The organism is Pontibacter indicus, from assembly GCF_900156345.1.
Lineage (GTDB): Bacteria > Bacteroidota > Bacteroidia > Cytophagales > Hymenobacteraceae > Pontibacter > Pontibacter indicus.
Genome location: NZ_FTPP01000002.1, coordinates 755,162 through 779,527, shown reverse-complemented (window position 1 = coordinate 779,527; position 24,366 = coordinate 755,162). Strand labels below are relative to the sequence as shown.

General features: G+C 53.9%; 18 protein-coding genes and 1 riboswitch. Of the genes, 12 read left to right on the top strand and 6 right to left on the bottom strand.

Annotated features, from left to right (window positions below; translation table 11 throughout):
- The first annotated feature begins 10 nt into the window (after positions 1-10).
- From B0B12_RS12125 to B0B12_RS12115, 3 genes are all read left to right on the top strand, one after another.
- The gene (locus B0B12_RS12125; RefSeq protein ID WP_076669228.1) at positions 11-2,983 is read left to right on the top strand and encodes a two-component regulator propeller domain-containing protein; all 2,973 of its coding nucleotides are present in this window, start codon (positions 11-13) and stop codon (positions 2,981-2,983) included.
- A gap of 30 nt (positions 2,984-3,013) precedes the next feature.
- Positions 3,014-3,754: a LytR/AlgR family response regulator transcription factor gene (locus B0B12_RS12120; protein WP_076669227.1), complete on the top strand. Its 741-nt coding sequence runs from the start codon at positions 3,014-3,016 to the stop codon at positions 3,752-3,754.
- A 116-nt stretch (positions 3,755-3,870) separates the two neighbouring features.
- Positions 3,871-4,605: a glycosyltransferase family 2 protein gene (locus B0B12_RS12115; protein ID WP_076669225.1), complete on the top strand. Its 735-nt coding sequence runs from the start codon at positions 3,871-3,873 to the stop codon at positions 4,603-4,605.
- A gap of 54 nt (positions 4,606-4,659) precedes the next feature.
- Here B0B12_RS12115 and ahcY read toward each other — a convergent pair whose 3' ends face one another.
- Positions 4,660-5,967: an adenosylhomocysteinase gene (gene ahcY, locus B0B12_RS12110; RefSeq protein ID WP_076669223.1), complete on the bottom strand. Its 1,308-nt coding sequence runs from the start codon at positions 5,965-5,967 to the stop codon at positions 4,660-4,662.
- A gap of 163 nt (positions 5,968-6,130) precedes the next feature.
- Positions 6,131-6,820: a DUF4397 domain-containing protein gene (locus tag B0B12_RS12105; RefSeq protein WP_076669222.1), complete on the bottom strand. Its 690-nt coding sequence runs from the start codon at positions 6,818-6,820 to the stop codon at positions 6,131-6,133.
- 133 nt (positions 6,821-6,953) lie between these two features.
- Here B0B12_RS12105 and B0B12_RS12100 point away from each other — a divergent pair, with 133 nt between their 5' ends.
- The 4 genes from B0B12_RS12100 (at position 6,954) to B0B12_RS12085 (ending at position 12,197) form a co-directional block, all read left to right on the top strand.
- The gene (locus B0B12_RS12100) at positions 6,954-8,150 is read left to right on the top strand and encodes a THUMP-like domain-containing protein (protein ID WP_076670322.1); all 1,197 of its coding nucleotides are present in this window, start codon (positions 6,954-6,956) and stop codon (positions 8,148-8,150) included.
- Positions 8,151-8,444: 294 nt separating this feature from the next.
- Positions 8,445-8,924 carry a hypothetical protein gene (locus tag B0B12_RS12095; protein WP_076669220.1) on the top strand — a complete coding sequence of 160 codons (480 nt, stop codon included), beginning with the start codon at positions 8,445-8,447 and terminating at the stop codon, positions 8,922-8,924.
- Between the two features lie 135 nt (positions 8,925-9,059).
- A complete protein-coding gene (locus B0B12_RS12090; protein ID WP_076669218.1) occupies positions 9,060-9,242 on the top strand; it encodes a hypothetical protein in 183 nt (60 codons plus the stop codon).
- Positions 9,243-9,452: 210 nt separating this feature from the next.
- Positions 9,453-12,197 carry a TonB-dependent receptor plug domain-containing protein gene (locus B0B12_RS12085; RefSeq protein ID WP_076669216.1) on the top strand — a complete coding sequence of 915 codons (2,745 nt, stop codon included), beginning with the start codon at positions 9,453-9,455 and terminating at the stop codon, positions 12,195-12,197.
- Position 12,198: 1 nt separating this feature from the next.
- Here B0B12_RS12085 and B0B12_RS12080 read toward each other — a convergent pair whose 3' ends face one another.
- The gene (locus B0B12_RS12080; protein ID WP_076669214.1) at positions 12,199-12,798 is read right to left on the bottom strand and encodes a DNA-3-methyladenine glycosylase; all 600 of its coding nucleotides are present in this window, start codon (positions 12,796-12,798) and stop codon (positions 12,199-12,201) included.
- A gap of 300 nt (positions 12,799-13,098) precedes the next feature.
- Positions 13,099-13,301, top strand: a riboswitch (cobalamin riboswitch).
- Positions 13,302-13,404: 103 nt separating this feature from the next.
- Between B0B12_RS12080 and B0B12_RS12075 the strand changes: the two genes are divergently transcribed.
- Complete coding sequence (locus B0B12_RS12075; RefSeq protein ID WP_076669212.1) at positions 13,405-15,318, top strand: TonB-dependent receptor plug domain-containing protein; 1,914 nt, start codon at positions 13,405-13,407, stop codon at positions 15,316-15,318.
- A 25-nt stretch (positions 15,319-15,343) separates the two neighbouring features.
- Positions 15,344-16,471: a YncE family protein gene (locus tag B0B12_RS12070; RefSeq protein WP_076669210.1), complete on the top strand. Its 1,128-nt coding sequence runs from the start codon at positions 15,344-15,346 to the stop codon at positions 16,469-16,471.
- Positions 16,472-16,551: 80 nt separating this feature from the next.
- Here the strand turns inward: B0B12_RS12070 and B0B12_RS12065 are convergent, their stop codons facing one another.
- Complete coding sequence (locus tag B0B12_RS12065) at positions 16,552-16,836, bottom strand: hypothetical protein (RefSeq protein ID WP_076669208.1); 285 nt, start codon at positions 16,834-16,836, stop codon at positions 16,552-16,554.
- Between the two features lie 146 nt (positions 16,837-16,982).
- Here B0B12_RS12065 and B0B12_RS20350 point away from each other — a divergent pair, with 146 nt between their 5' ends.
- From B0B12_RS20350 to B0B12_RS12055, 3 genes are all read left to right on the top strand, one after another.
- A complete protein-coding gene (locus B0B12_RS20350; protein WP_170871857.1) occupies positions 16,983-17,159 on the top strand; it encodes a hypothetical protein in 177 nt (58 codons plus the stop codon).
- 51 nt (positions 17,160-17,210) lie between these two features.
- Positions 17,211-17,444: a DUF2798 domain-containing protein gene (locus B0B12_RS12060; RefSeq protein ID WP_076669206.1), complete on the top strand. Its 234-nt coding sequence runs from the start codon at positions 17,211-17,213 to the stop codon at positions 17,442-17,444.
- 416 nt (positions 17,445-17,860) lie between these two features.
- Positions 17,861-20,065 carry a B12-binding domain-containing radical SAM protein gene (locus B0B12_RS12055; RefSeq protein WP_076669204.1) on the top strand — a complete coding sequence of 735 codons (2,205 nt, stop codon included), beginning with the start codon at positions 17,861-17,863 and terminating at the stop codon, positions 20,063-20,065.
- 217 nt (positions 20,066-20,282) lie between these two features.
- Here the strand turns inward: B0B12_RS12055 and B0B12_RS12050 are convergent, their stop codons facing one another.
- Complete coding sequence (locus tag B0B12_RS12050; protein WP_076669202.1) at positions 20,283-21,956, bottom strand: M28 family metallopeptidase; 1,674 nt, start codon at positions 21,954-21,956, stop codon at positions 20,283-20,285.
- 329 nt (positions 21,957-22,285) lie between these two features.
- Positions 22,286-24,313, bottom strand: a complete 2,028-nt coding sequence (gene uvrB, locus B0B12_RS12045) for an excinuclease ABC subunit UvrB (protein ID WP_076669200.1) — start codon at positions 24,311-24,313, stop codon at positions 22,286-22,288.
- Between the last annotated feature and the right edge of the window lie 53 nt (positions 24,314-24,366).

Genomic DNA, 24,366 nt, shown 5'->3' with positions numbered 1-24,366 from the left:
CTTGACCCTGATGCGCCTTTTTGCTCTCGTTATTTTGCTGGTCATTTCACTCAACGCGCAGGCACAGCAGTTCAATTTCCGGAACTGGTCGCTTGAGCAGGGTTTGCCGCAGTCGCAGGTAAACGATATCGTGCAGGACCACGACGGACAGCTGTGGGTGGCAACCCTCGGCGGACTCAGCCGCTTCGACGGGTCTACTTTTCATACCTACACCAAGCGGGACGGCATGAGCAGCAACAGCATCACCTGCCTGCTCCTCGACAGCCGGCAACGCATTTGGGTAGGGACGAAGGACAAAGGATTGATGCTGTTTACAGGAAGCGGTTTTGAGGTATATGGCCAGGCAGCCGGCCTGCCAGCAGGCGGTGTGCATTGCATAGCAGAAGACAGCGAGGGGGTGGTCTGGGCTGCCACGGACAGCGGTGTCTACTCCCTTGCCAAAAACAAATTTGTACCGCATACCGACTTGCCCTCTATGCGCTACAACGACGTCCTCTTCACCGCCACAAACGAACTATGGGCAGGAAGCGCTTCACAGGGTGTGTACCGGATTAACGCGAAAGGGGTCAGCACTTATACCGCTTCCAACAGCGCTCTGCCGCATAACAGCATCAACGTGCTCGACCAGTCACCGGACGGCACGATCTGGATCGGCACGGCAGACGGAGCGGCAACTTTCAGGGTGAACAAACTGGAAAAATTTGAGCTGCCGGCAGGTATAGAAAGCCCCAATGTACAGGACTTCACAACGGACAACTATGGACACCAGTGGCTGAGCCTGCATCTCAATGGCGTTATCAAACACGACGGCAAGAAATTCCAGCACCTCACCCGCTACAGTGGCCTGCGCACCGACAGGGTCAACTGTCTCACGACAGACCGTGAAGGCAACATCTGGATCGGCACAACCGGCCACGGCCTGATGCAGTACCGCAACCCCTGGTTTGTACACTATTTTGACATGGGCGAGGTAAAAGAGCCTGTGATCTCGGCCCTGGCACAGGATACCAAGGGCAGGGTGTGGCTAGGCACCGATGACGGGTACGCGGCCTTTATGGAAGGCGGTGTGCTGAACTGGTTGCAGACCGACCTCTGGCCAAAAGGTACCACGCTGCACAGCATGTGGGTGGCGCACGAAAACGATGTATGGGTATGCACCAGCAACGGGCTGTACCGCCTGGGTCCTGGGAAAGTAGCGCACTATGGTACAGCACAGGGTTTACCCTCTGCAGAAACGCACCAGGCCATGCCGCTGCCAAACGGCGACCTGCTGCTTGCCACCACTGCTGGGTTAGCCCTCCTGCCTGTGGGTAAAAATTTCATCAGGCCCCTGCACGAGACACAACTGACAGGCCGGGTGTATGCGCTGCACCGCGACCGCAGCGGCAGGATTTGGATCGGTGCTGAGAAAGGTATATTCCGGTATGAAAACAATGTCGTAGCTGCTGCCAAAGGTCTGAATGGCTCGGGTTTCCGGGAAGTACTCACCATAGCAGAAGACGAGTCGGGAACGCTATACTTTGGCGGCTTTAACTACGGCATACTGGTATGGCACGACAAATGGAAGGGCCCAAAGGTATATAACGCCAAGAATGGCCTTACCCACGAAGGTATAAAAAGCCTGTTCGTTGATAATACCAACCACCTGTGGGTTGGCACCAGCCGGGGCGTGCTGAAGGTGCGGATCGATCAGATCCATGACAAGGGCCGCCTCAGCATCCGGACCTACGCGAACCAGGAGGGCTTCAGGGGTCTTGAGGTGAGTAACCGGGGCATTACGCAGACACCGGATGGCACTGTGTGGTTTGCCACAGCCAAAGGACTGACCATGTACCTGCCCGATCTGGACCGCCGCAACCAAGTATACCCCAACACGATCCTGACCAACCTCATGCTCTTTCAGAAGCCAACCGACTGGGCGGGCATGGGTTATACTATCGACTCTAGATCCGGGCTCCCGCTCAACCTGCGCCTCCCGTACAACCGCAACCACCTCACGTTCGATTTTCATGGCATCTCGCTCACGGCCCCCGACCGGGTGCGCTACCGCTATCGCCTCAAGGGGCACGACGACAATTGGTCAGCCGTAACTGATTATTCATTTGCCACTTACGCCAGCCTTGACCCTGGCACCTATACCTTTCAGCTGATGGCCGCCAACAGCGACGGCTACTGGACCCCGAACCCGCTTACCTATACCTTCACGATTGTGCCGCCGGTCTGGCGGCGGGAGTGGTTCATTGTGCTACTGGTGCTTTTGGCCACTGGGGCTACCATTAGTGTGGTCCGGCTACGCGAAAAGAGCCTGGTGAAGATGAACACTTTGCTGGAGCAGAAGGTACGGCACCGCACACAGCTGCTGGAGGAGAAAAACCGCGAAAAGGAAATCCTGCTGAAAGAGATCCATCACCGCGTCAAAAACAACCTCCAGATCATCATGAGTATGCTCAACCTGCAGACCCGGCGCGTCCAGGACCCCAAAGCCTTGGAAGTCATGCAGTCGGTGCGGGGGCGAGTCAGGTCGATGGCCATACTGCACGAGCGCCTTTACCAGCACGAAGACCTGGCGTCGATTGACCTGAGTGCCTACATCGAGGATATATGCGAGGGCCTGGGCGCTACCTACGGCATCAGAGAACGTCACATCAAAATCAAGCTTGACATCCCGACCATCATGGTGGAGGCTGACACGGCGCTTTCGCTGGGGCTGATTGTCAACGAACTTGTCTCTAATTCCATTAAATATGCCTTCCCCGACCGGTATGGGCAAATTGCCATTTACTTAAAGCCAGAGCAGGAAAACACCTATACCTTGACTGTGCACGACGACGGAATAGGTCTGCCAGCTGACTTTGAAGAGCGGCGTAAAAAGTCGTTTGGACTACAGTTGGTCTCATCACTTGCCAGAAAACTTGGGGGCGATATCGAGTATCAAAATAATAATGGTACAAAAACAATATTATTTTTTGCTTTGACATCGTAAGTTACTAATTTTACGTATGTGAAAAATACCATGACAAAACCGAAGATTCTTATTTCTGAAGATGAAATTATAATCGCAGAAGACCTGGCCGCTTGCTTAGACGACCTGGGTTATCAGACGTGTGCCATCGACTCCGGTGAGAACACCCTCGACATGATCCGCACCATGCAACCCGACCTGGTTTTACTCGATGTAAACCTGAAAGGCGACATTGACGGCATCGAACTCGGCTCCAGGATTCGGGAGGAATTCGACATCCCTTTCATCTACCTGACTGCCTACGCCGACAAGGACACGCTGGACAGGGCAAAGAAAACTGAGCCTGATGGGTTTCTGGCCAAACCCTTCGACGAGAAGAACCTGCGCTCCGCCATCGAACTGGCACTCTACAAGCACGACTCCGGGCACAAGGCGGCTGACAATGGCGCAGGCAAAGCCCCGAAAGAGGCAGAGCCACAAACCGACTACATTTTTGTCAAGGTTAAGCACCGCATCATCAAGGTACAGTACAGCGACATCCTGTGGGTGGAGGCCTACGACAACTACTCTTTCATCATCACCAGCGAACAGAAATATCTGGTCAGTTCCACACTCAAAGACATGGAGCACAAGCTACCTTCCAGCAATTTCGTGCGGGTGCACCGCTCCTACATTGCCAACCTCGACAAGGTAGAAGCGCTCGAAGAAAATGCAGTCGTATTCTCCAAAGGCGAAATTCCGATCGGTAAATCTTACAAAAAGGCCCTGATGTCACGCTTTAACATTATCTGACAGCAGCGCTCTCCACCTGGCAAAGACATTGTTTGCCCTGATCTTTAAATAATTAAAAGGTCAGGGCAATTATTTTTTGACGGTCCGCTATCTTTGTCCTCTGTCAACGTTTTTTTATGACCAAAAGAATAACAGTCGTATTTACCAGTTGCAATCGTTTCGACCTGCTGGAGGCCACCCTGAAGACCTTTTTTAAGTACAATACCTATCCTGTTGAAAAGATTCTGGTGATTGAAGACAGCGGAAACCGGAAGGGCTTGGAGAAAGTGCTGCAGAAGTTCAGTTACGACAGGTTCGAGACCATTGTGAATCCGGAGCAGCTGGGCCAGCGGCGCAGCATCGAGATCGCCTACAGCCATGTGGACACAGAGTACGTCTTTCACTGCGAAGACGATTGGGTGTTTCTGCGGGAGGGTTTTATAGAGGACTCCCTCGCCTTGATGGAAGCTTTTCCAAAACTCATCACCGTGTGGGGCAGAATCGCGAAAGAGCTTCCGGCCGATTTCTTCGCCGAGGAAGTGCAGGAGTACCAGGGCATCAGGTATAGGGAAGTGAAAAAAGAGATCTTTATCCTGAACCCGAGCCTGAAGCGCATGAGCGACTACAAGCTAATGGGCGGATTCACGCAGTTTAGCCTTGGGCAGTTTGAGCGGGAGATTTCCGATTTCTTCAGTGAGCTCGGGTATACGGCCGTGATCTTAGACAGGCCTTACACAACACACTTGGGCCTGCACCGTCGCGTCCATTACCGCGACAAGGCCAACAAATACCTGAAACTCGACAACAAGTTTAAACAAGCGAAGGCCTCGGTTTATAAGTTCTTTAAACTAGGCAGGTTCAAGCAGCAATAAACAGAAAAGCCGGGGCATCAGCTCCGGCTTTTCTATTATAAGTTATTTCTCAGATTAGTATCTGTAGTATTCTGGCTTGTAAGGACCTTCTACCTCCACGCCAATGTAAGCAGCCTGGTCCGGACGAAGCTCGTCCAGTTCCACACCGATCTTACCCAGGTGCAGGCGGGCTACTTTCTCGTCGAGGTGCTTCGGCAGCGTGTATACCTGGTTCTCGTAGGCATCAGCGTTTGTCCAAAGCTCGATCTGCGCCAGTGTCTGGTTCGAGAAAGAGTTCGACATCACAAACGATGGGTGACCAGTCGCGCAACCCAGGTTCACCAGACGGCCTTCGGCCAGCACGATAATGTCTTTGCCTTCGATGTTATACAGGTCTACCTGCGGCTTGATGGTGTCTTTTGTATCACCGTAAGCGCCGTTCAGCCAAGCCATGTCGATTTCGTTGTCGAAGTGGCCGATGTTACAAACGATCGCTTTGTCCTTCATGGAGCGGAAGTGCTCCTCGGTGATGATGTCCTTGTTACCAGTGGCGGTCACCACAATGTCAGCCTCTTTCACAGCATCGGCCATCTTTTTCACCGCAAAGCCGTCCATAGCAGCCTGCAGGGCGCAGATCGGGTCGATTTCCGTCACGATCACACGGGCACCGGCACCACGAAGCGAAGCGGCAGAACCTTTCCCTACGTCACCGTAACCAGCCACCACGGCTACTTTACCAGCCATCATTACGTCCGTGGCACGACGGATCGCGTCCACCAATGACTCCTTGCAACCATACTTGTTGTCGAATTTAGACTTGGTCACGGAGTCGTTCACGTTGATGGCAGGCATTGGGAGCGTCCCATTCTTCACGCGCTCGTACAGACGGTGCACACCGGTCGTTGTCTCTTCAGACAAACCTTTGATGCCATCAGCCAATTCCGGGTACTTGTCCAGCACCATGTTGGTCAGGTCACCACCGTCATCCAGGATCATATTCAGTGGTTTGCGGTCTTCACCGAAGAAAAGCGTCTGCTCGATGCACCAGTCAAACTCCTCAGCCGTCATACCTTTCCAGGCATAAACCGAGATACCGGCAGCAGCGATGGCAGCAGCAGCGTGGTCCTGTGTAGAGAAGATGTTGCACGAAGACCAGGTTACCTCGGCACCCAGCTCCACGAGCGTCTCGATCAGCACAGCCGTCTGGATGGTCATGTGCAGACAGCCGGCGATGCGGGCACCTGCCAGCGGCTTGCTCGGGCCGTACTCCTCACGGATCGCCATCAGGCCAGGCATCTCTGCCTCAGCCAGTCTAATCTCTTTGCGGCCCCACTCGGCCAGCGAAATATCTTTTACCTTGTACTTTAGTTGGGTATCAATCATGTTGTAATATTTTCTTAAGGAAGCACAAAATTATAAAATTTCTCTGTCATCTTCAACACCAGATTAGTATACGACTGAAAGCCAAACAGTTTTGCGGACCTTACAAAAACAGAGGCCCGCGCCAATGGCACAGGCCTCTCGTAAGTATAGCCTTACTTCTTACTTAGCGGTTGGTAATGATCTCAGCTCCCAGGGCATTGTTGTTTCCGCTCGGAGGAGCTACAAAGCCACGGGCAAAGATGGTATAGATGCGGCCGTTAGCCAATTGCACGTTCGGCACGGTCAGCACAACGGTTTGCGTTCCGGCCAGGCGCACTTCCAGGTTATAAGACATAGCATCTACCGGCGTAAACTCCGTGGCACTTTTGAAAGCGCGGTTGCTGAAAAGCACCGGGCCACCCGTTACAGCTACATCCACCGCAGGGGCATCAGGCGAGAGGTGCACAAAACGTACATGGGCTTTGCCAGAGGCAGGGGCATCCAGGTCGTCTTCCAGCACCAGTGGCTCAATGGCGCTTAGCGTGTTGATCGCAAACACAGAATAGCTGTCGTCTCTGTCCAAGTCCAGGTTAGCGTTGATCACTGTGTTGTTGGTGCCGGCAGCATTCACTTTTACGTTGCGACGGCCAGCTGGCACCTCCAGGTAGCCCGTGTTGTTCGGGAAAGTAAGGGCAGCTGAGTTCACCTTGGCATCGTCTACCAGCAAATCGACACCCGGTGCGTCAGGCGAGGCGTGCACCACCATTACATTGGAGGTTTCGATCACTGCATTATCATCATCGTCGTCATCGCAGCTTGTCAGTACCAGCGCCGGCATCACGGCCAGCATCATGATTTTAATCCATTTCTTCATAGTAGTCTCTTTAATTATTTGTTAAAAATTTCTTTTAGCTGAGAATACAACCAGCAGGTATAAGGATTGTTTGCGGCCAGCCAAAATTCATGAAGAGAGCGGGGCTGATAAATTTGTACCTTTGCAGCGCACCATGAAGCACTACACGCCGGAAGAGAAGGATTTTATACAGCAGCACCTGCGCCGAAGCCCAGCCGAGCTGATGCTGCAGGCCAGCCGTTATCCCCATCTGCCGGTTCCGGAACTGGTTAAACAGATACAGGCCCGGCAAAAAGCCGCCGACAAGCTACCGACCTGGGCGACGCACCCGGATGTGGTTTTCCCGACGGCGGTGTCTGTTGAGCAGACCTCCTCGGAGGGCACAGCAGCCTTTAAAGCCTCGCTGGTAAAAGGCAAACTGCTCGTGGACCTGACCGGTGGTTTTGGGGTAGACAGCTTCTTTTTTGCAAAGCAGTTCGAGCAGGTGGTGCATGTAGAGCAAAACCGCGAGCTCTCAGAAATTGCCGCTTACAACTTCAAGCTGCTGGGTGCTGCGAACATCAAGGCTCTTAACAGCACAGCCGAGGATTTTCTGCAAAATTTTACGGGCCATGCCGACGTGCTATACCTGGACCCGGCGCGGCGCGGCGACCGGCAGGAGAAAGTGCACCTGCTGCAGGACTGTGAGCCCGATGTGTTGCAGTTGCTTCCGCTGCTGTTTCAGAAGGCGGATGCGGTGCTGCTCAAAACCTCCCCTATGCTGGACATTGAGCTGGCGCTGGAACAACTCCGCTTCGCCACCCAGGTATGGGTGATCGCGCTGCACAACGAGTGCAAGGAAGTGCTATACCTGCTGCAGCCCCAGCCCGCTACCAACCTGGAGCGCCATGCGGTCAACCTGCTACCAGATGGCAGCCTGCAGGCACTTACGTTTACCAAAGAGCAGGAAGAACAGACAGCCGTTCGCTTTGCCGACCCGAAGGCATACCTCTACGAGCCCAATTCGGCCATCCTTAAATCCGGCGCGTACCGCAGCGTGGCCATCCAATACAGCCTGGACAAGCTGCATCCCAACAGCCACCTTTATACCTCCGACAGGCTCACACCTGATTTCCCGGGGCGTACGTTTGCCTGCCAGGGAGTGGGGCGCTACCATAAAAAGGAGATGCTGGCCAGGCTTCCGCAGCGCAAGGCCAATATGACGGTTCGCAATTTTCCGGAGTCAGTGGCCGACATCCGCAAGAAGACAGGTATAAAAGAAGGAGGCGAAGACTATCTCTTCTTCACAACAGATAGGCGCCAGAAGCCGATCGTGATCTATTGCCGGAAAGTGACGCTCCCTTCCAAGTAATTTTTTTCAATTTATTTTGACCCAGTTTATTTTTCTGCTCTCTTTCCATAGTCCAACATACTTCTTGGCTCCAATCTCTACTTTATCTTTTCAAGAGGCTCACACCCAGCCACATGCACCTAGTGTTATACTCACATAACGCTATATACCCATGCTCATAACAGCCGGTTATATTGCTATACCTGGCCTAACACCAGAGGCGCTAAATTACTAACTGTTAAAAACTTAACGCGTAAAACAGGAATGCGCCGGCCGAGGCTGACGCGCCATGTTTAATTTAAATACACGTAAGCTATGAAACGTAATAATGAAGAGAATCAGGGCATGAATCGTAATCGTAACAACGAGGACAACCTGAATCAAAATCAGAACCAGAATAGAAACCAGAATCAGCCAAGAAACGAATCGGGCGAGTTTACAAGCTCTTCCCGCTCACAAAATAACCCATCGGGCCAAAGCAACCAAGGTTCGCAGGCAAGAAGCAGTAACCAAGGCCAAGGCTGGCACGGTGACTCACAAGGCCACGCAGAAGCGGGTCGTCAGAGCCACAAGAACGACAGTTCATCATCTTCTACTAGTGGAAGGTCGTCACAGAGCAACCAGACCCAAGCCAGAAGCGGCAACCAATCACAGGCCAGAAGCAGCAGTCAGTCGCAGGGAGGCAGCCAAGGTAAGGGCCAAGGCTGGCATGGCGACTCTGAGGGACATGCAGAGGCAGGCCGCCAGAGCAACAAGAATAACAATAACTCAGGCTCCGGCAGCGACAATTCCTAATATAGTTTAGCTGAATATATTACAGAAAAGCCCGTGGCAACTGCTGCGGGCTTTTCTGTTGCATAAACCGGTGCCACCAGGCTTCGTAAAACAGGTATAGGTCACGAACTGTAACCGAACTAAAATGTAAAAGCTATGAAGAACGAGAAAGAAAACAAGAACATGCCCCAAAACCAGCAGTCCAACACAGGCAAGTCGGGCTCTAAGAAGGACATAGGCAACGACCTGCACAAGGATGCAGTAGGAAAGACGGGCTCCAACAACCCAACCCCGCATGCCCGCACCGACAACGAGCAGCAGAAAAACAAGAAAAAGTAAAGCGACAGGTATAACCAGACGGAAGCCCCGGCTTTGTTGACAAACATCAGCAGAGCCGGGGCTTTTGCGTGTAATCTCTTTTGAACGTGCGCGGCTATACCTACAACTGGAGCCAACTTGTAGGAATTAATTAGACAGAATAAATTATTTATTATATATTATTGGCTTAATATTTGAACCGATCAGGAATCACCAAACAGACGCCAAGCTATGCGCAAACCTCTACTCTATCTATCGCTGCCCGCTGTTTTTCTACTACTCGCTTTCAATTTCAAAAAGAACGGCAACAACGATCTGGTCACTCGCATCGCGCTTCAACTTCAAAAGTTCTATGCACTAAATCCGCAAGAGCGTGTATACCTGCATCAGGACAAAACCCTTTATAGTCTGGGCGAAACCATTTGGTTCAAGGCCTACGTGCCGCAAAACGGAGTTGATAGTCTGAGTACCGTGCTTTATGCCGACCTGGTGGGTCCTGACAACAAGGTGCGCCTGAGCCGAAAGCTTAAGCTGCAGAACGGCTCTGCGCAGGGCGACTTTTATCTGTCCGATACCCTGTCGGAGGGCTTGTACCAACTCAGGGCCTATACCAACTGGATGCGCAACTACGATCCGCAGTATTACTTTACCAGAGAGCTCAACATCGCCAGACCTTCCATTGCAGAGGCCAGAGCCAGTATCTCTTTCCAATCGCACAACACTCCGGCCGGCGACTCGCTGCTAACCACACTGCAGTTTTACAAGCACCCTTTCGAACCGGTTAAAAACCTAAAACTGAAGGCCCAGCTGCTACTGGATGGCAAAAAAGTAAAATCGAACAGTCTGGAGACAGATGCGCAAGGTATAGCCAGGCTGCCGCTCTTCTTTAGCAGTGCCCAAAGTGGCGGCGTGAGAGAGGCGCTCCTGCTGGTGCAGTCTGAAGACAAGGGCAATCCCTTTCAGCGCAGCTACCGTCTGCCGGTCGGCCAGCCGGCCCTCGACCTGCAGTTCTTTCCGGAAGGCGGGCACCTGGTAGCGGGCATCCCGTCGCGGGTAGGCTTTAAGGCCGTGGACATCAGCGGAAAGGGACGGCAGGTAGCAGGCTCCGTGCACGATCAGCAGGGCAATCTGGTGATGGATTTTAAAAGTGAGCACCTGGGTATGGGAGCCTTTACATTCACGCCGGAGCCCGGCAAAACCTACACCGCACAGGTACAGCTCCCCAACGGTCGCACGGCCAGGTATAAGCTGCCGGAGGCAAAACCAGAAGGCGTGGTGCTACAGGTTGCGCAGCACAGCGAGCACACCGTCAACTTCCGGATAGAGCATAACTTCCGTGAACCAGCTTCACTTGGTCCCCTATACCTGATCGCACACGTAGCCGACAGCCTTATTTTCGCGGTGAGAGCCAATACCGACCAAAAGGTGCTGGAGTCGGCTATACCTGCTTCCAGGTTTCCGGCAGGCCTTGTGCATTTTACCCTGTTCAGTGCCGACGGAAAAGCCCTGAGCGAGCGTCTGGCCTTTGTAAACTATTCGCCCCAGCTTCAGCTCAACCTCAAAACTGACAAGACGGCGTATGGCAAAAGGCAAAAAGTGACCATGCAGTTGGATGCCCGCGATGCGAACGGCAAACCAGTGACCGGCAATTTCTCGCTGGCTGTGCGCGATGCCCTGATCGATTTGAACCAGCAACCTTACGAGAACAACATTTACTCGCAGCTATACCTGCAGGGCGAGCTAAAAGGCACTATTGAGCAGCCCGCCTATTACTTCGACAGGCAGCAACCGCAGGCCCGCCGCCACCTCGACCTGCTCCTGCTTACCCAGGGTTGGCGCCGCTTCGACTGGGGCGACCTAATGCAGGACAAAATGCCGGCCATCGCCCATCTGCCGGAGCAGAGCCTTTCGTTTTCAGGCCGTGTGGAAAAAGAGCTCGGCAAGAAGACCCCTCAGAAAAGCAACCTAACGCTCATCTTCACGCCAAATACAACTCCAAAAGACAGTGTGGCTGCGCTGCCTAACCTGGTCATGGCGGAGACGAACCCCGACGGCACTTTCCGGTTCGTAGGGCTCGACTTTGAGGACACGCTTAAGGTGTTCGTACAGGCGCGAACGCCCAAGGGCAGCAACAATCAGCTCATTCACCTAAATCAGGTAACGGCCCCAGCTCCCAGCTTTCGGGCACTGGAGGGTGCTACCTTATCGCCTGAGCAGATCAGCGCCTACCGCAACCGGATGAGCGATTGGGCAAAAGCTGACCGGCAGCACCGCCTGACAACGGGCGCCATTAAACTGAAACAGGTCGACATTACCGCCAAGAAACAGGAGTTCAGCACCGATCACCGCATTCATTTTAAAGAGAACGTAGATGCCCGACTGGAGCTGGATAAATTCACCGTGGTTTATACCAATGTGCTGCATTACCTGGCCGGTCGGGTTGCGGGAGTGCAGGTAAACGGTTCGGGCTTAGAAACCTCCGTTGAGATACGGGGAGGCTCACCCCTGTTCATACTGGACGGCATGCGCGTGGAGCTCGAAACTGTCAACCTGCTCAACCCCGAAGACATTGAGGCGATAGAGGTACTGAAGGGTGCTAATGCGGCCATTTACGGTTCCTCATCAGGTGGTGGGGTCATCGCGCTTTTCACGAAAAGAGGCAGCTCCAACTACAACTACGCCAACCAAAAATCACCTGGCACCCTCAACTTCAAGCTGGCCGGCTACAACAAGCCATCGGAGTTTTACTCGCCGCGCTACGATGTACCAGAAGAACGCCACAACCTGCCCGACTACCGCAGCACCCTGCATTGGCAGCCGAACGTCAAGACGGATGCTAATGGTAAAGCGACCATCACGTTCTATACCTCAGATGTGGTGACGGAATTTGTGGCCGTGTGCGAAGGCATGACCCGGCAAGGCAAAGTGGGCGCCACCACCTTCCGTTTCAGCAGCGACACGCGGGTGCAGCCTTAGGTTACTTCTTCCGGCTCACCCACTTGTTGCCTTTGACCCAGAAGCGCCAGGGTAGCAGGGCATCCTCGCCGGCATAGTCTATACCGATACGGGGACCGATGGCTATACCTTCGGCTGGCACTTCTATACCTTGGTCTTCAATCCAGATAGTGTCTCCGGTGAGGGAGGTGCCGTAATGGCGGCGGTCTATACCCAGGGCGATGCTCATCACGCCCGGCCCGGACGTCAGGTTGGGCTTGGGGGTGGTCATGTTGCGACGCAGCAGCATCTCTTCTATTCCTTCGGTTGGCTCGATGGCCCGGATCAGCACGGCATCAGCGCGACCCTCCACATTGGTGATGATGTTAAACAGGTTGTAGATGCCGTACACCAGGTACACGTATGCCACACCGCCTTCGTGGTACATGATTTCGGTGCGCTGCGTGCGGCGGTTCAGGTGCGCATGACAGGCCTTGTCGTTCGTGCCGGAGTAGGCTTCCGTCTCCACGATCATGCCGCCGGTGAGGATGCCGTCGTAGTTCGTGTACAGGTATTTCCCCAGCAGTTCCTGCGCCACCTGCACCACATCGGGTCGGGTATAAAAGTCTTTCTGCAGCTTCACTTTATAATGAGTAATGACTAGTGAGTAATGATGAATGAGTAATGATGAATGAATAGGGACTAATGGTGAATAATATGTAATGACGAATTGGCTACGGTTTTACATTATATACCTATACCTGCCTACGGCAAATGATGAACAGGTATACGTGAAACAAGCACATCGGCCAACCTCTACATCATTCTCGCCCCTTTGTCCGCCATGGTGGACTACCCAGCAAGCGCTAACTACTCTCTATTCATTACTCATTATTCCCTATTCATTCGTCATTATTCATTACTCATTATTCATTAAAACAATTACCTTTGCCCTCAGATTGGTGGCCTTGCTGTATTCAACGCAAAGCCTTAAAAGGGAAATAGGTGTGAGACCTATGCTGTTCCCGCAACTGTAATCTTCTTAAAAAGGGTGAGCCAAAACCACCGCCACTGTGCCGCACAATGCACGGGAAGGCTGGCTAACCTGAAGAGAGCCAGGAGACCTGCCAGTCCGACAACATTTAGTCGTATGCTTTCGGGTAAAAAGCTGCACGGCCTCCGCTATACCTGCGCGCGCTGTTCCTGCCTATACCTGCCTGCATGCTTCGGGATTTAAGCAAGCGTATACGTGGCAAAGTTTCATTTCCGTCTTTTTTCGTGCCTGGCCTTGTTGCTGGGTATACCTGCCACTGCCCTGGCTCAGCAGGACACAACGCGCTACCATTTGCGCACCGTCGAGATTTTCGGCAAGCCAGCCGAGATCTTCGCCTCCGGCAGCCGCGTCAGCACACTCGACAGTACCTTCCTACGCACCTATGCCTCCGCCTCCATTGCCGATGCCCTGCAAACCCGTACGCCGGTGTTTCTGCGGACCAATGGACCAAGCGGTATCGCTGTGCCTTCCTTCCGGGGCACCAGTCCCACGCATACCGCTGTGCTTTGGAACGGGCTCAACATCAGCCAGCCAGCCCTAGGGCAAAGCGATATGGCCTTGCTGCCCTTGACCAGCATCGGAAGCGTGGCTGTGCAGCATGGCGCGGCAGGTGCCACCTACGGCAGCGGCGCGATTGGTGGAGCTGTTTTGCTCAACTCTCAAACGCAACAAGAAGCGGGCTTTGGCGCGGAAGTTATGCAGGAGTTGGGCAGCTTTGGACGCTACTTCTCCAGTGCCGGCGCCCGCTACAGCAGCCAGAAGATATCGGTTGCCCTGAGCGGTTACTATCTATCAGCTGAAAATGATTTTAACTTCCGGGACTACGGTCGCATCGGGGCACCCACCCGCCGGCAGGACCAGGCACAGGTGGCCCAACACGGATTCATGCAGGACATTAGCTGGCAGCTCTCCTCCAACACCCGGCTGGCGCTGCACGGCTGGTATACCTACGCCGACCGCGAAGTGCCGCCTGCAATGGGTGCCTCCAACACCAATGCCGGGCAAGTCGACCGCAACCTGCGCCTGATGACCGAGCTGAACCACGGCAGCAACTGGGGCGAAACCACCCTGAAAGCCGCCGTCTTCAACGACTACCTCCTCTTCACCGACAACAGCAACCACTCCACCACCGACATAAACACCTACCAGGTGCAGGCTGAGCAGACCTATACCTACGCCCGCCGCTGGAGCCTTCGGGGCGGCCTGAACCTGCAGCACTTCGAGGCCGATGTGCAGGGCTACGGCCGACAGGTGACTGAAGACCGTGCCTCTGCTTTCCTGCTTTTCCGTTACGACCCCAGCCAGCGGCTCGACTTGAGTCTCAACCTGCGACAGGCTTTCGTGAAAGGCTACAACCCGACTCCCGCTCCCACGCTGGGCGCCAACTGGCTCATGCTGGAGCAAGGCGGGCACGCGCTATACCTGAAGGGCAACGTATCGGGCAGCTACCGGGTACCGACGCTGAACGAGCGCTTCTGGCAGCCGGGCGGCAACCCGGACATCAAACCGGAGCAAGGCTGGAGCTTCGAGACCGGCCTGCGACACCGCTATACCTGGGGCCTTGTGGAGCTCGAGTCAGAATTATCGCTTTACCGCATGCTGGTGGACAACTGGATCCAGTGGATGCCTGTCACGTCGAGCTACTGGTCGCCCCGCAACCTACAGAAAGTCCGCTCGCAAGGTATAGAACTCAGCAGCCGCGCCACCACCACCCTCGACGACTGGCAACTGGCCGCCATGGGCGCCTATACCTATACCGCCTCGGAGCAGGTGAAAGCCTACGAAGGAAACCAGGAACTGAACCGGCAACTGGCCCATGTGCCGCTGCACAAAGCGCAACTGGGCACCGACCTCACGTTCCGCACCTGGACACTAACCGGCAACCTGACGCATACCAGCCTTCGCTATACCGACAACAGCAATGCCGCCAGCCTGCCCGGCTATACCTTGCTCAACCTCGCTGTTCATAAAAAATTCACCCTCGGGCAGTATCCGCTCATTGCATCGGTGCGCAGCGACAACGTGACTGACCGCGCCTATACCGTGCTCGAGAACATGCCGATGCCGCCCCGCAGCCTGGCCCTGAGTTTACGCTTTGTTATACCTTAATTTCATACCTATACCTCACAACAACATGAAAAAAATTACCCGTTTCCGCAGCTACCTACTTTCAGCCGCCTTTACCTTTGGCGCGCTCACGTTTACCAGCTGCGACGATAACAACGAGAATGGCCCTGCCGGAGAATATGCCCGCAACGGTGTGCTGATCTCCAACGAAGGTGCCATGACCAAATCAAACGCTTCGGTTAGCTTCTTCAGCCATGGCAGCAAAACGGTCGAGAATGAATCGTTCAAGAAAGTGAATGCGCCGCTGGTGCTCGGCGACGTGTTGCAGCACATGACGCAGCAGGGCGACAAGCTATACCTGGTGATGAACAACAGCGGCAAAGTGGTGGTGGCCAATGCCCATACCCTGAAAGCCGAAAGCGAAATTGCCGGTCTGGAGGCTCCCCGTTATTTTGCCGCCCTCAACGACGAGAAGGCCTATGTGACCGAGTGGCTGGGATACGATGCCAACTATGTGTATAGCAATGGCCGTGTGGCAGTGGTAGACCTGAAAACCAACACCGTGACCAAAACCATTACGGTAGGCGTGCAGCCGGAGCAACTTCTGATAACGGGCGGTAAGCTGTATGTTGCCAATAGCGGTGGCAATACGGTAACAGTGATCAACACCGCGACAGACGCCATCGAGACCACCATAACCGTTAACGATGGCCCCAGCAGCCTGGCACTGGACCGTAACAAGGTGCTTTGGGTGAGCAGTCAGGGCGTGAAAGTATATGACCCAACTGACTGGTCGGTGAGCGAAGAAAACAGCACGCCCGGCTCACTTGCCAAGATTAACACCAGCAGCAACATGGTGATGGCGACGCTTACCTTCAGCCAGAAGGCACCGGCTCCTGGCAAGCTCACGCCGAACCTGAGTGGCGACAAGCTCTATTATGTGTTCAACAACAAGGTATGGGTGCAGGACGTGAACGCCACTTCGCTGGCTACCAAGCCTCTCATCGACCGGGGCACCTATGTGGCCTATGGTTTCAATGGTTTAGGTATAGAGCCAGCCAGCGGTACCATTTACGCCGGCAAGGCCACAGACTATGCTTCCAATGGCTGGGTGGTGCGCTACAATCCGCAGAGCGGCGCTGCGGTCGACTCCTTCCGGGTAGGTATAGCCCCAAATGGTTTCCTGTTCCGCTAGAAACGAAACTTACCTGAAAGCACAATGCCCGTCGATCGTTGCTAGATCGCCGGGCATTGTGCTTTCATATCGGAGTCAATTTATTGGTTTGGATCTGGTTTCAGGTCCTTGTCGTAGCGTTTGTCGCGCTTGCCTTCCTGGTTGTAGGCGCTGTCGCCGATGGCAGTGCCTTCACGGCCTTCGTAAATGTCCTCGTATTGCTCGGTGGTGTCGTTGTCCATGCTGCTGCGGTCTACCTCTTCGGTGCGTTCGTAATCGCTGCGTTCGGTGTTCGTCTCGCCGGGGTCGGTGCCCGTGTTACAGGCAGCCATACCTATACCTAGCAGTACGCCCAGCACGGCAGCCGTTGTCTTTATCGATTTCATAGTTCTTATCGTTTTAGGTTTTCAAAGCGCCATACGCCTTTGCAGGTATAGCTTTCTCATGTACGACCTCCCTACAATTAGAGTTAAAAAAAGCTACACCCGCCAGCTGTTTGCCGTACTACATAGCATACCAAAAACAGAAAGCTATGATGAACGGAAAGAACAAGCCAAACCAGGAAAAGAGCACCAAGGAAATGTCTTCGGACAAGAAGAAAGTGACGGGCGAGCAGCAGACACCTCCGCCGCATGGCAGGGGCACCAACAACCCGGGCCACACCAAAGATGACAGCTCTGATGCCGAGGCACAAAAAGGGCACGCCTGATGATGCGCAAATCAGGCTATACCTTAACTTTGCGGCTATACCTGGTCTGCCATGAAAAAGAAACTTCTGAACCCGGCGCTTAAGCGCAAGCTGCTGGTCATCTCCCTGCTGTGCCTGCTCATCGCCTCCGCCCTGCAGCTTTATACCTTCGGGTTTGCCGATAACTTCTTTATCAACTGGCTGCGCCTGTTTGTGGTGCTGTTTGCGCTGGTGGCCGGCACGGTGCTGGCCATAGTGCCCGGGGCGAATTACCTTGTGAATAAAACGTCGCAGTTGCTTAGCTAAGTGCTGCTATACCTGTAGAAACGAAAAGCCCGCGATAGCACCGCGGGCCTTTTGTTTTAGGGAACAATTGAAACACTTACACCATCACAAGCCATTGCTTCAGGTTCTCAAATCATGATTTGTTTTCATTCCTTCAGACCTTAGCTGTTACGCCAGAAGCATTCAACTATAGATGATTATAATGCAAATATATACATATTAAGATTGATTTATGTAATTAAATATCACTTTAGTGCATAAATTATTCAACGTTGCACCACCTATACCCTAATTCACTCATTCACAGGTAGTCTTAACTGAACCCTGCTCGCAGCAGAACTGTTAACCTGACAGCATCTGTTTAGAAAGCGCTACATAATCAGTATTTTTGCAATCCGCGCCCAGTAGGGCGTTCCTTATTTTAAGATTTCCGAGACTTGAAGAAGCCAACCATACTGCTCATCACGCCCCCGCTCACGCAGCTCAACACCCCCTATCCTGCCACTGCTTACATCAAAGGTTTTCTCTCAGGTCAGGGCTACCCTGTCACACAGGCCGATTTTGGTATTGAACTGGTGCTGCGCATGTTTACCAAAGAAGGGCTGACGCGCATCTTCGAGGCCGTGGAAGCAGGCGATTTTGAACTGTCGGACAACAGCCGCCGCATGCTGCGTTTGAAGCGGGAGTACCTCAACACCATCGGCCCGGTGATCCGCTTTCTGCAAAACAAGGACAACACGCTGGCCCAGCAGATCAGCTACAGCCACTACCTGCCTGAGGCTACGCGCTTCGACCAGGTGGAGGACATCGACTGGGCATTTGGCAGCATGGGCATCACGGACCGCGCCCGCTATCTGGCCACCCTATACCTGGAGGACCTCGGTGACCTGATCAAAGAAACTATCTGCCCTTACTTCGCCTTTAGCCGCTACGCCGAAAAGCTGGCCTTGTCTGCCACTTCCTTTAATCCATTGGAAGAGTCATTGCAGACGGACCCGAACCTGGTGGACCAGATGCTGCTGGAATTGCTGGAGGAGCGCCTTCAGGAGGTGCAGCCGGATGTGGTGGGTTTTTCCATTCCTTTCCCGGGCAACCTGTATGGCGGCTTGCGACTGGCACAGTATATCAAGCAGAAGTATCCGCACATCCATACCCTGATGGGTGGCGGCTACCCAAACACCGAACTGCGCAGCCTGCGGGAGCCGCGCCTGTTTAAGTACATTGATTTTGTGACGCTGGATGACGGCGAAGGCCCGTGGCTAAAACTGCTCGAATATCTGCAGGGTGAGCGCCATATCGATCTGCTGCAGCGCACCTTTATGCTGCAGGACGGCAAAGTGGACTACATTAACGGTTGTCTGGATAAAGATATACCCCACACGGAAGTAGGCACACCCGACTACAGCGACTTGCCGCTGCACGAGTACCTGTCGGTGATTGACGTGATTAACCCGATGCACCGCCTCTGGAGCGATGGCCGCTGGAATAAACTGACCGTGGCCCATGGCTGTTACTGGAAACGCTGCTCCTTCTGCGACATCACCCTCGACTATATTTCCCGCTACGAAACCGCTCCGGCCACTTTGCTGGTGGACCGCATCGAGCAGATCATTGCGCAGACCGGACAGACCGGCTTTCACTTTGTAGACGAAGCCGCACCGCCCGCCGCCCTGCGTGATTTGGCCATTGAGCTGCTACGCCGCGGCGTAAAGATAACCTGGTGGGGCAACATCCGCTTCGAGAAAACTTTTACCCCTGACCTCTGCCGCCTGCTGGCCGCCTCGGGTTGTATTGCCGTGTCGGGTGGATTGGAAGTCGCCTCTGACCGGCTGCTGCAGTTGATGCAGAAAGGCGTAAGCATCGCACAGGTTTCGCGCGTTACCGACGGCTTTACGCAGGCCGGCATCATGGTGCACGCCTACCTCATGTATGGCTTCCCAACCCAAACGGCTCAGGAAACTGTCGATTCGTTGGAAGTGGTGCGGCAATTGTTCTTAAACGGCGTGATCCAGTCCGGCTATTGGCACCGCTTCAGCATGACGGCGCACAGCCCAGTGGGCAAGCACCCCGAGAAATACGGGGTGGTGAAGGTTGGTCCGCCGGATGGCGACTTTGCCAACAACGACCTCTGGCACGACGATCCGCAGGGCACCGACCACGAGTTGTTCGGGCCGGGACTGGCCAAGGCGCTCTATAACTTCATGCACGGGGTTGGTTTAGAGGAGCCGCTCTCCTTCTGGTTCGACTTCAAAGTGCCGCGTGTGACGGTGGACCGCAACCTGATTGCCAAAGCCATACAGGAACCTGCCAAACCCGACAGCGAGCGCAGACTGGCGCGTGTGTACTGGCTGGGCCATGTGCCCGAGATCGATTTTATGATGTTTGCCAAGAAGGGCCAAACCATCGAGCGCTGCGTACTGACCTTCTACGAAAAAGCAGAGGATTTCCAGATCAAGACCACCGCCAACATCGGCCAATGGCTACTGGAGCAACTTACGCTGCTGACTTCTGAAGATGCTCCTGCTATTACACTCAAGCAACTGGAAGAAACGTACCCGCTGGACGCGCACCTGAGCTTTACCGAATTCCTGGCCTCACCGGTTTGGTTTGAGTTAAGGGAGAAGGGGTTGTTGTTGCTGTAGGACTGTGGCCTGGCAACGGTTTTTTTGACAAAGGACGAAAGTACTGCAAAAATTATACTCCGCTGCTTATACCTTCGATAGATTAAGAACGGGCAGTATTATCTTATTTATAAACCAGAAAAGGCGCTTCATCAGCGCCTTTTCTGGTTTATGAGATTGCTGTTTTTGATGTAGCTCTACCTGAAAGACAGTGGCTAAACCTGCACAGATTGTCTCTTTATTTCTTCATATACTTATCCCGCACCGCCTTAAACTCAGAGCCGGCCTTCCACTGCGGCCACTCCGTCGAGCCAGCCAAACGCTTGCCTACCTGGTAGAGTAGCTTCAAATCTTCCACGGCACCATCCATTTTATAATCAGCGTGCACCTGGTCAGCTGCTTTGTGGTAGTAGTTGGCGTAGTACTCGTCCAGCTTCTTCTTACCGGCTTCTTTACCGCCTTCCAGCAGGTCTATACCTGGACCGATGAAGAGCGCCGGTATACCTATCTTGGCAAAGTTAAAGTGGTCGGAGCGGTAGTAAAGGCCAGCCTCCGGATTCGCTTCCGGCGCAATGTAACGACCTGCCGCTTCTGCTGTCGCTGTGATGTAATCCTCCAATTCGGACTGCCCCATGCCATACAGCACCACGTCTTTGGTCTTACCGTAAGGGTTCATCATGTCGATGTTGATGTTGGCCACTGTTTTCTCTTTCGCAAATACCGGGTTCTCAGCGTAATAAGCCGACCCCCACAGGCCCTGCTCCTCCGCTGTCACGGCCAGAAAAACAACAGAGCGCTCCGGCTGCTCTGACTGCGCTTTGAAAGCTTTGGCAATTTCTAATAGACCGGCTACGCCACTGGCATTGTCCACGGCACCATTGTAGATGCTGTCGCCTGCCGCGTCAGGCTTGCCTATACCTAAATGGTCCCAGTGGCCGGTATAAATGATGGCTTCGTCAGGACGCTTGCTGCCGGTGATTTTGGCAATGAAGTTGGAAGTCTTGTCGTAGCGTGTCTTCACCTTCATAGAAGTGCTTGCCTGCAGGTTCAGCGGGAATGGCTTGTTGCCTGGCTGGTGCGCTTTGCTCAGCACAGCCTTGTAGTCCATACCCGCGGCAGCGAACAGTTTCTCCGCTACTGGTGTGGTGATCCAGCCTTCCATGGCGCAACGATACGACTCTTTGCCACGGCTATCGAGGTACATTTTAGAAGTGTTCCAGTTGTTTTGCACTACTTCAAATCCATACCCGGCTGGTTCGGTGCTATGCACAATCAGCGCACCTTTGGCTCCCTGTCGGGCCGCCTCTTCGAATTTATAGGTCCAGCGGCCATAGTAGGTCATGGCATTGCCATTGAACACGGCTTTATCCTCCGCATAAAAACCCGGGTCATTCACCAGCACCACCACAATCTTGTCTTTCACATCCAGCCCGGCATAGTCGTTCCAGTTATACTCCGGTGCCACGATGCCGAAACCGGCAAACACCATCTCGGTCGGGTCGATGGCAATGGTCTCATCTGTACGACGGGTCCAGATGACGTAATCGTTGCGACCTTCGAGTTTCAGCTCCTGCTGCTTGCCTTTGATGGTCATGGTCGGGCTGGCAGTCGTGTTCACCTCCACCATCGGCACTTCCTGGAAATAGCTGTCACCATTGCCGGGCTCCACGCCGAGCGCCTTGAATTCGCGCTCCAAGTAATCTAGCGTTTTCTGCTCACCGGAGGTGAAAGGCTTGCGGCCCTCCATGTCGTCAGCGGCAAGAGCATTCAGGTAGTTGCTGTAGCTTTCTGTCGAAAGCGCGGATACGGTTTTGGCGCCGGCTTCTGCTGTACCTGTATCAGGTGATTGGCAGGCTGAAAACACCCCGGCCATCAGGGCAGGCAGTAAAATTGGTCTGATTCTTTTGATCATCGTGCTAGTAGGTTGATTGAATGAGCCGAAGCTAAGGTATAGCGCGGCTACAGAAATGTTAAAATACAGAATCCTAATCAGGAAAAAAAGCTGCGCGGCTCGGGCTATACCTTATACCTTATACCTTATTGCTGCGTAGCTGCCTGCTCTCAAGACTTTACCCGTAATAGTGGCCAGGTGGAGCCACGGCCTCTGGCACAGACACTCGCCGGACCTGCGGACACCGCGAGGCGTGGGAGCACAGGTCTTGAAGCAAAAAGCACCCACAGCTTAACGCCATGAGTGCTTTTACACTTTCTAACTTCTAAACTTTCTAACTCCCAAACTCTCTAGTCTCTCTTCGACTTAAGCAGTTGCCGGAGTTCGGCCAGTTCGTCGCGGTACTTGGCGGCCTGCAGGAAGTCGAGCTCCTTGGCGGCGGCTTCCATCTGCTTCTCGGTTTTCTTAATGAGCTTTTCGAGTTCGTCGCGCTTCATCATCTGGATTACCGGTTCTGCCGCAATCGACACTTCTTCCGGACCCGCGTACATCTTCACCTCTTTCTTCTTGGCGTCGGCTACCGATGTCTGCTCAAAAATCTCGTCTTTGGTCTTCAGCACGGTACGTGGCGTGATGCCGTGTTCTTCGTTATAGGCCATCTGCGTGGCGCGGCGACGGTTGGTCTCGTCCATGGCGCGTTGCATGGAGCCCGTAATGCGGTCGGCATACATGATCACACGTCCGCGTTCGTTACGGGCGGCACGGCCCATCGTCTGGATCAGGGAGCGCTGGTCACGCAGGAAGCCTTCCTTATCGGCATCTAATATCGCTACCAAGCTCACTTCCGGTAAATCAAGTCCTTCGCGCAGGAGGTTCACGCCCACCAGCACGTCGATTTCGCCCAGACGAAGTTCGCGTAGGATCTCCACGCGGTCCAAGGTCTTCACCTCCGAGTGCAGGTATTTCACTTTGATATTGAGGCGATCCATGTACTTGGTCAGCTCCTCCGACATGCGCTTGGTCAGGGTAGTTACCAGCACACGTTCTCTGCGCTTGATACGCTCGTCCACCTCATCCAGCAGGTCGTCCACCTGGTTTGCGCTAGGCCTGATCTCGATCTCTGGATCCAGCAGACCGGTCGGACGAATAATTTGCTCCACAATCACGCCTTCGGATTTCTGTATCTCATAATCGCCTGGCGTGGCACTCACAAATACCACCTGGTGCATCAGGCTTTCAAACTCGTTGAAAGTAAGTGGGCGGTTGTCCATGGCAGCTGGCAAACGGAAGCCATACTCCACCAGCGCCACTTTGCGGGAGCGGTCACCGCCCCACATGGCACGTACCTGCGGCACGGTCACGTGGCTCTCGTCGATCACCATCAGGAAATCGTCCGGGAAATAGTCGAGCAGACAGAACGGGCGGGCACCCGGGGCGCGGCGGTCGAAGTAACGGGAGTAGTTCTCAATGCCGGAGCAGTAACCCAACTCCCGGATCATCTCCAGGTCAAACTCGGTGCGTTCCTTGATGCGCTTGGCCTCTACCGGACGGTCTTCTTTCAGGAAGTAGTCGTGCTGCGCCACCATGTCGTACTGAATTTCTGAAATGGCCTGCTGCAAAGTGTCCTTGCCCGTCACGAAGAGGTTGGCTGGGTAAAGCGTCACGGCTTTCTCATCGGCGATCTTCTTGCCAGACACCGGATCAATGCGGTGGATCTGCTCCAGTTCATCACCGAAGAAATACAAGCGGTAAGCAAAGTCGGCATAGGCCGGAAAGATGTCTACGGTGTCGCCTTTCACGCGGAATGTTCCACGTGTGAACTCCGCCTCAGTGCGGCTGTAGAGGATCTGCACGAAGGTATAGAGCAGGTTGTTGCGGCTATACCTTTGGCCAGGCGCCAGGTAGATCACGTTCTTACCAAACTCCTCCGGGTTACCAATACCGTAGATGCACGACACCGACGCCACCACGATCACATCGCGGCGGCCAGAGAGCAAAGCGGAAGTGGTATGCAGACGCAGCTTCTCGATCTCCTCATTGATTTGCAGGTCCTTCTCGATGAACACGTCCGAAGAGGCAATGTAGGCCTCGGGCTGGTAGTAGTCGTAGTAGGAGATAAAGTACTCCACCGCATTGTTGGGGAAAAACTGCTTGAACTCGCCGTAGAGCTGGGCGGCCAGGGTCTTGTTGTGGCAGAGCACGAGCGTCGGTTTGCCCGTATTCTTGATCACGTTGGCCATGGTGAAGGTCTTACCCGTACCCGTGGCGCCGAGCAGCACCTGGGCGGGTTCGCCTTTGTTTACTCCATCGGTCAGTTGGGCTATGGCTTTCGGCTGGTCGCCGGTTGGTTGAAATTCTGAAGTTAGCTGAAAATCCATTCGTTGATTTTACGACATGTAAAGATATACTATAACATGAAAAGCTAGCGCTT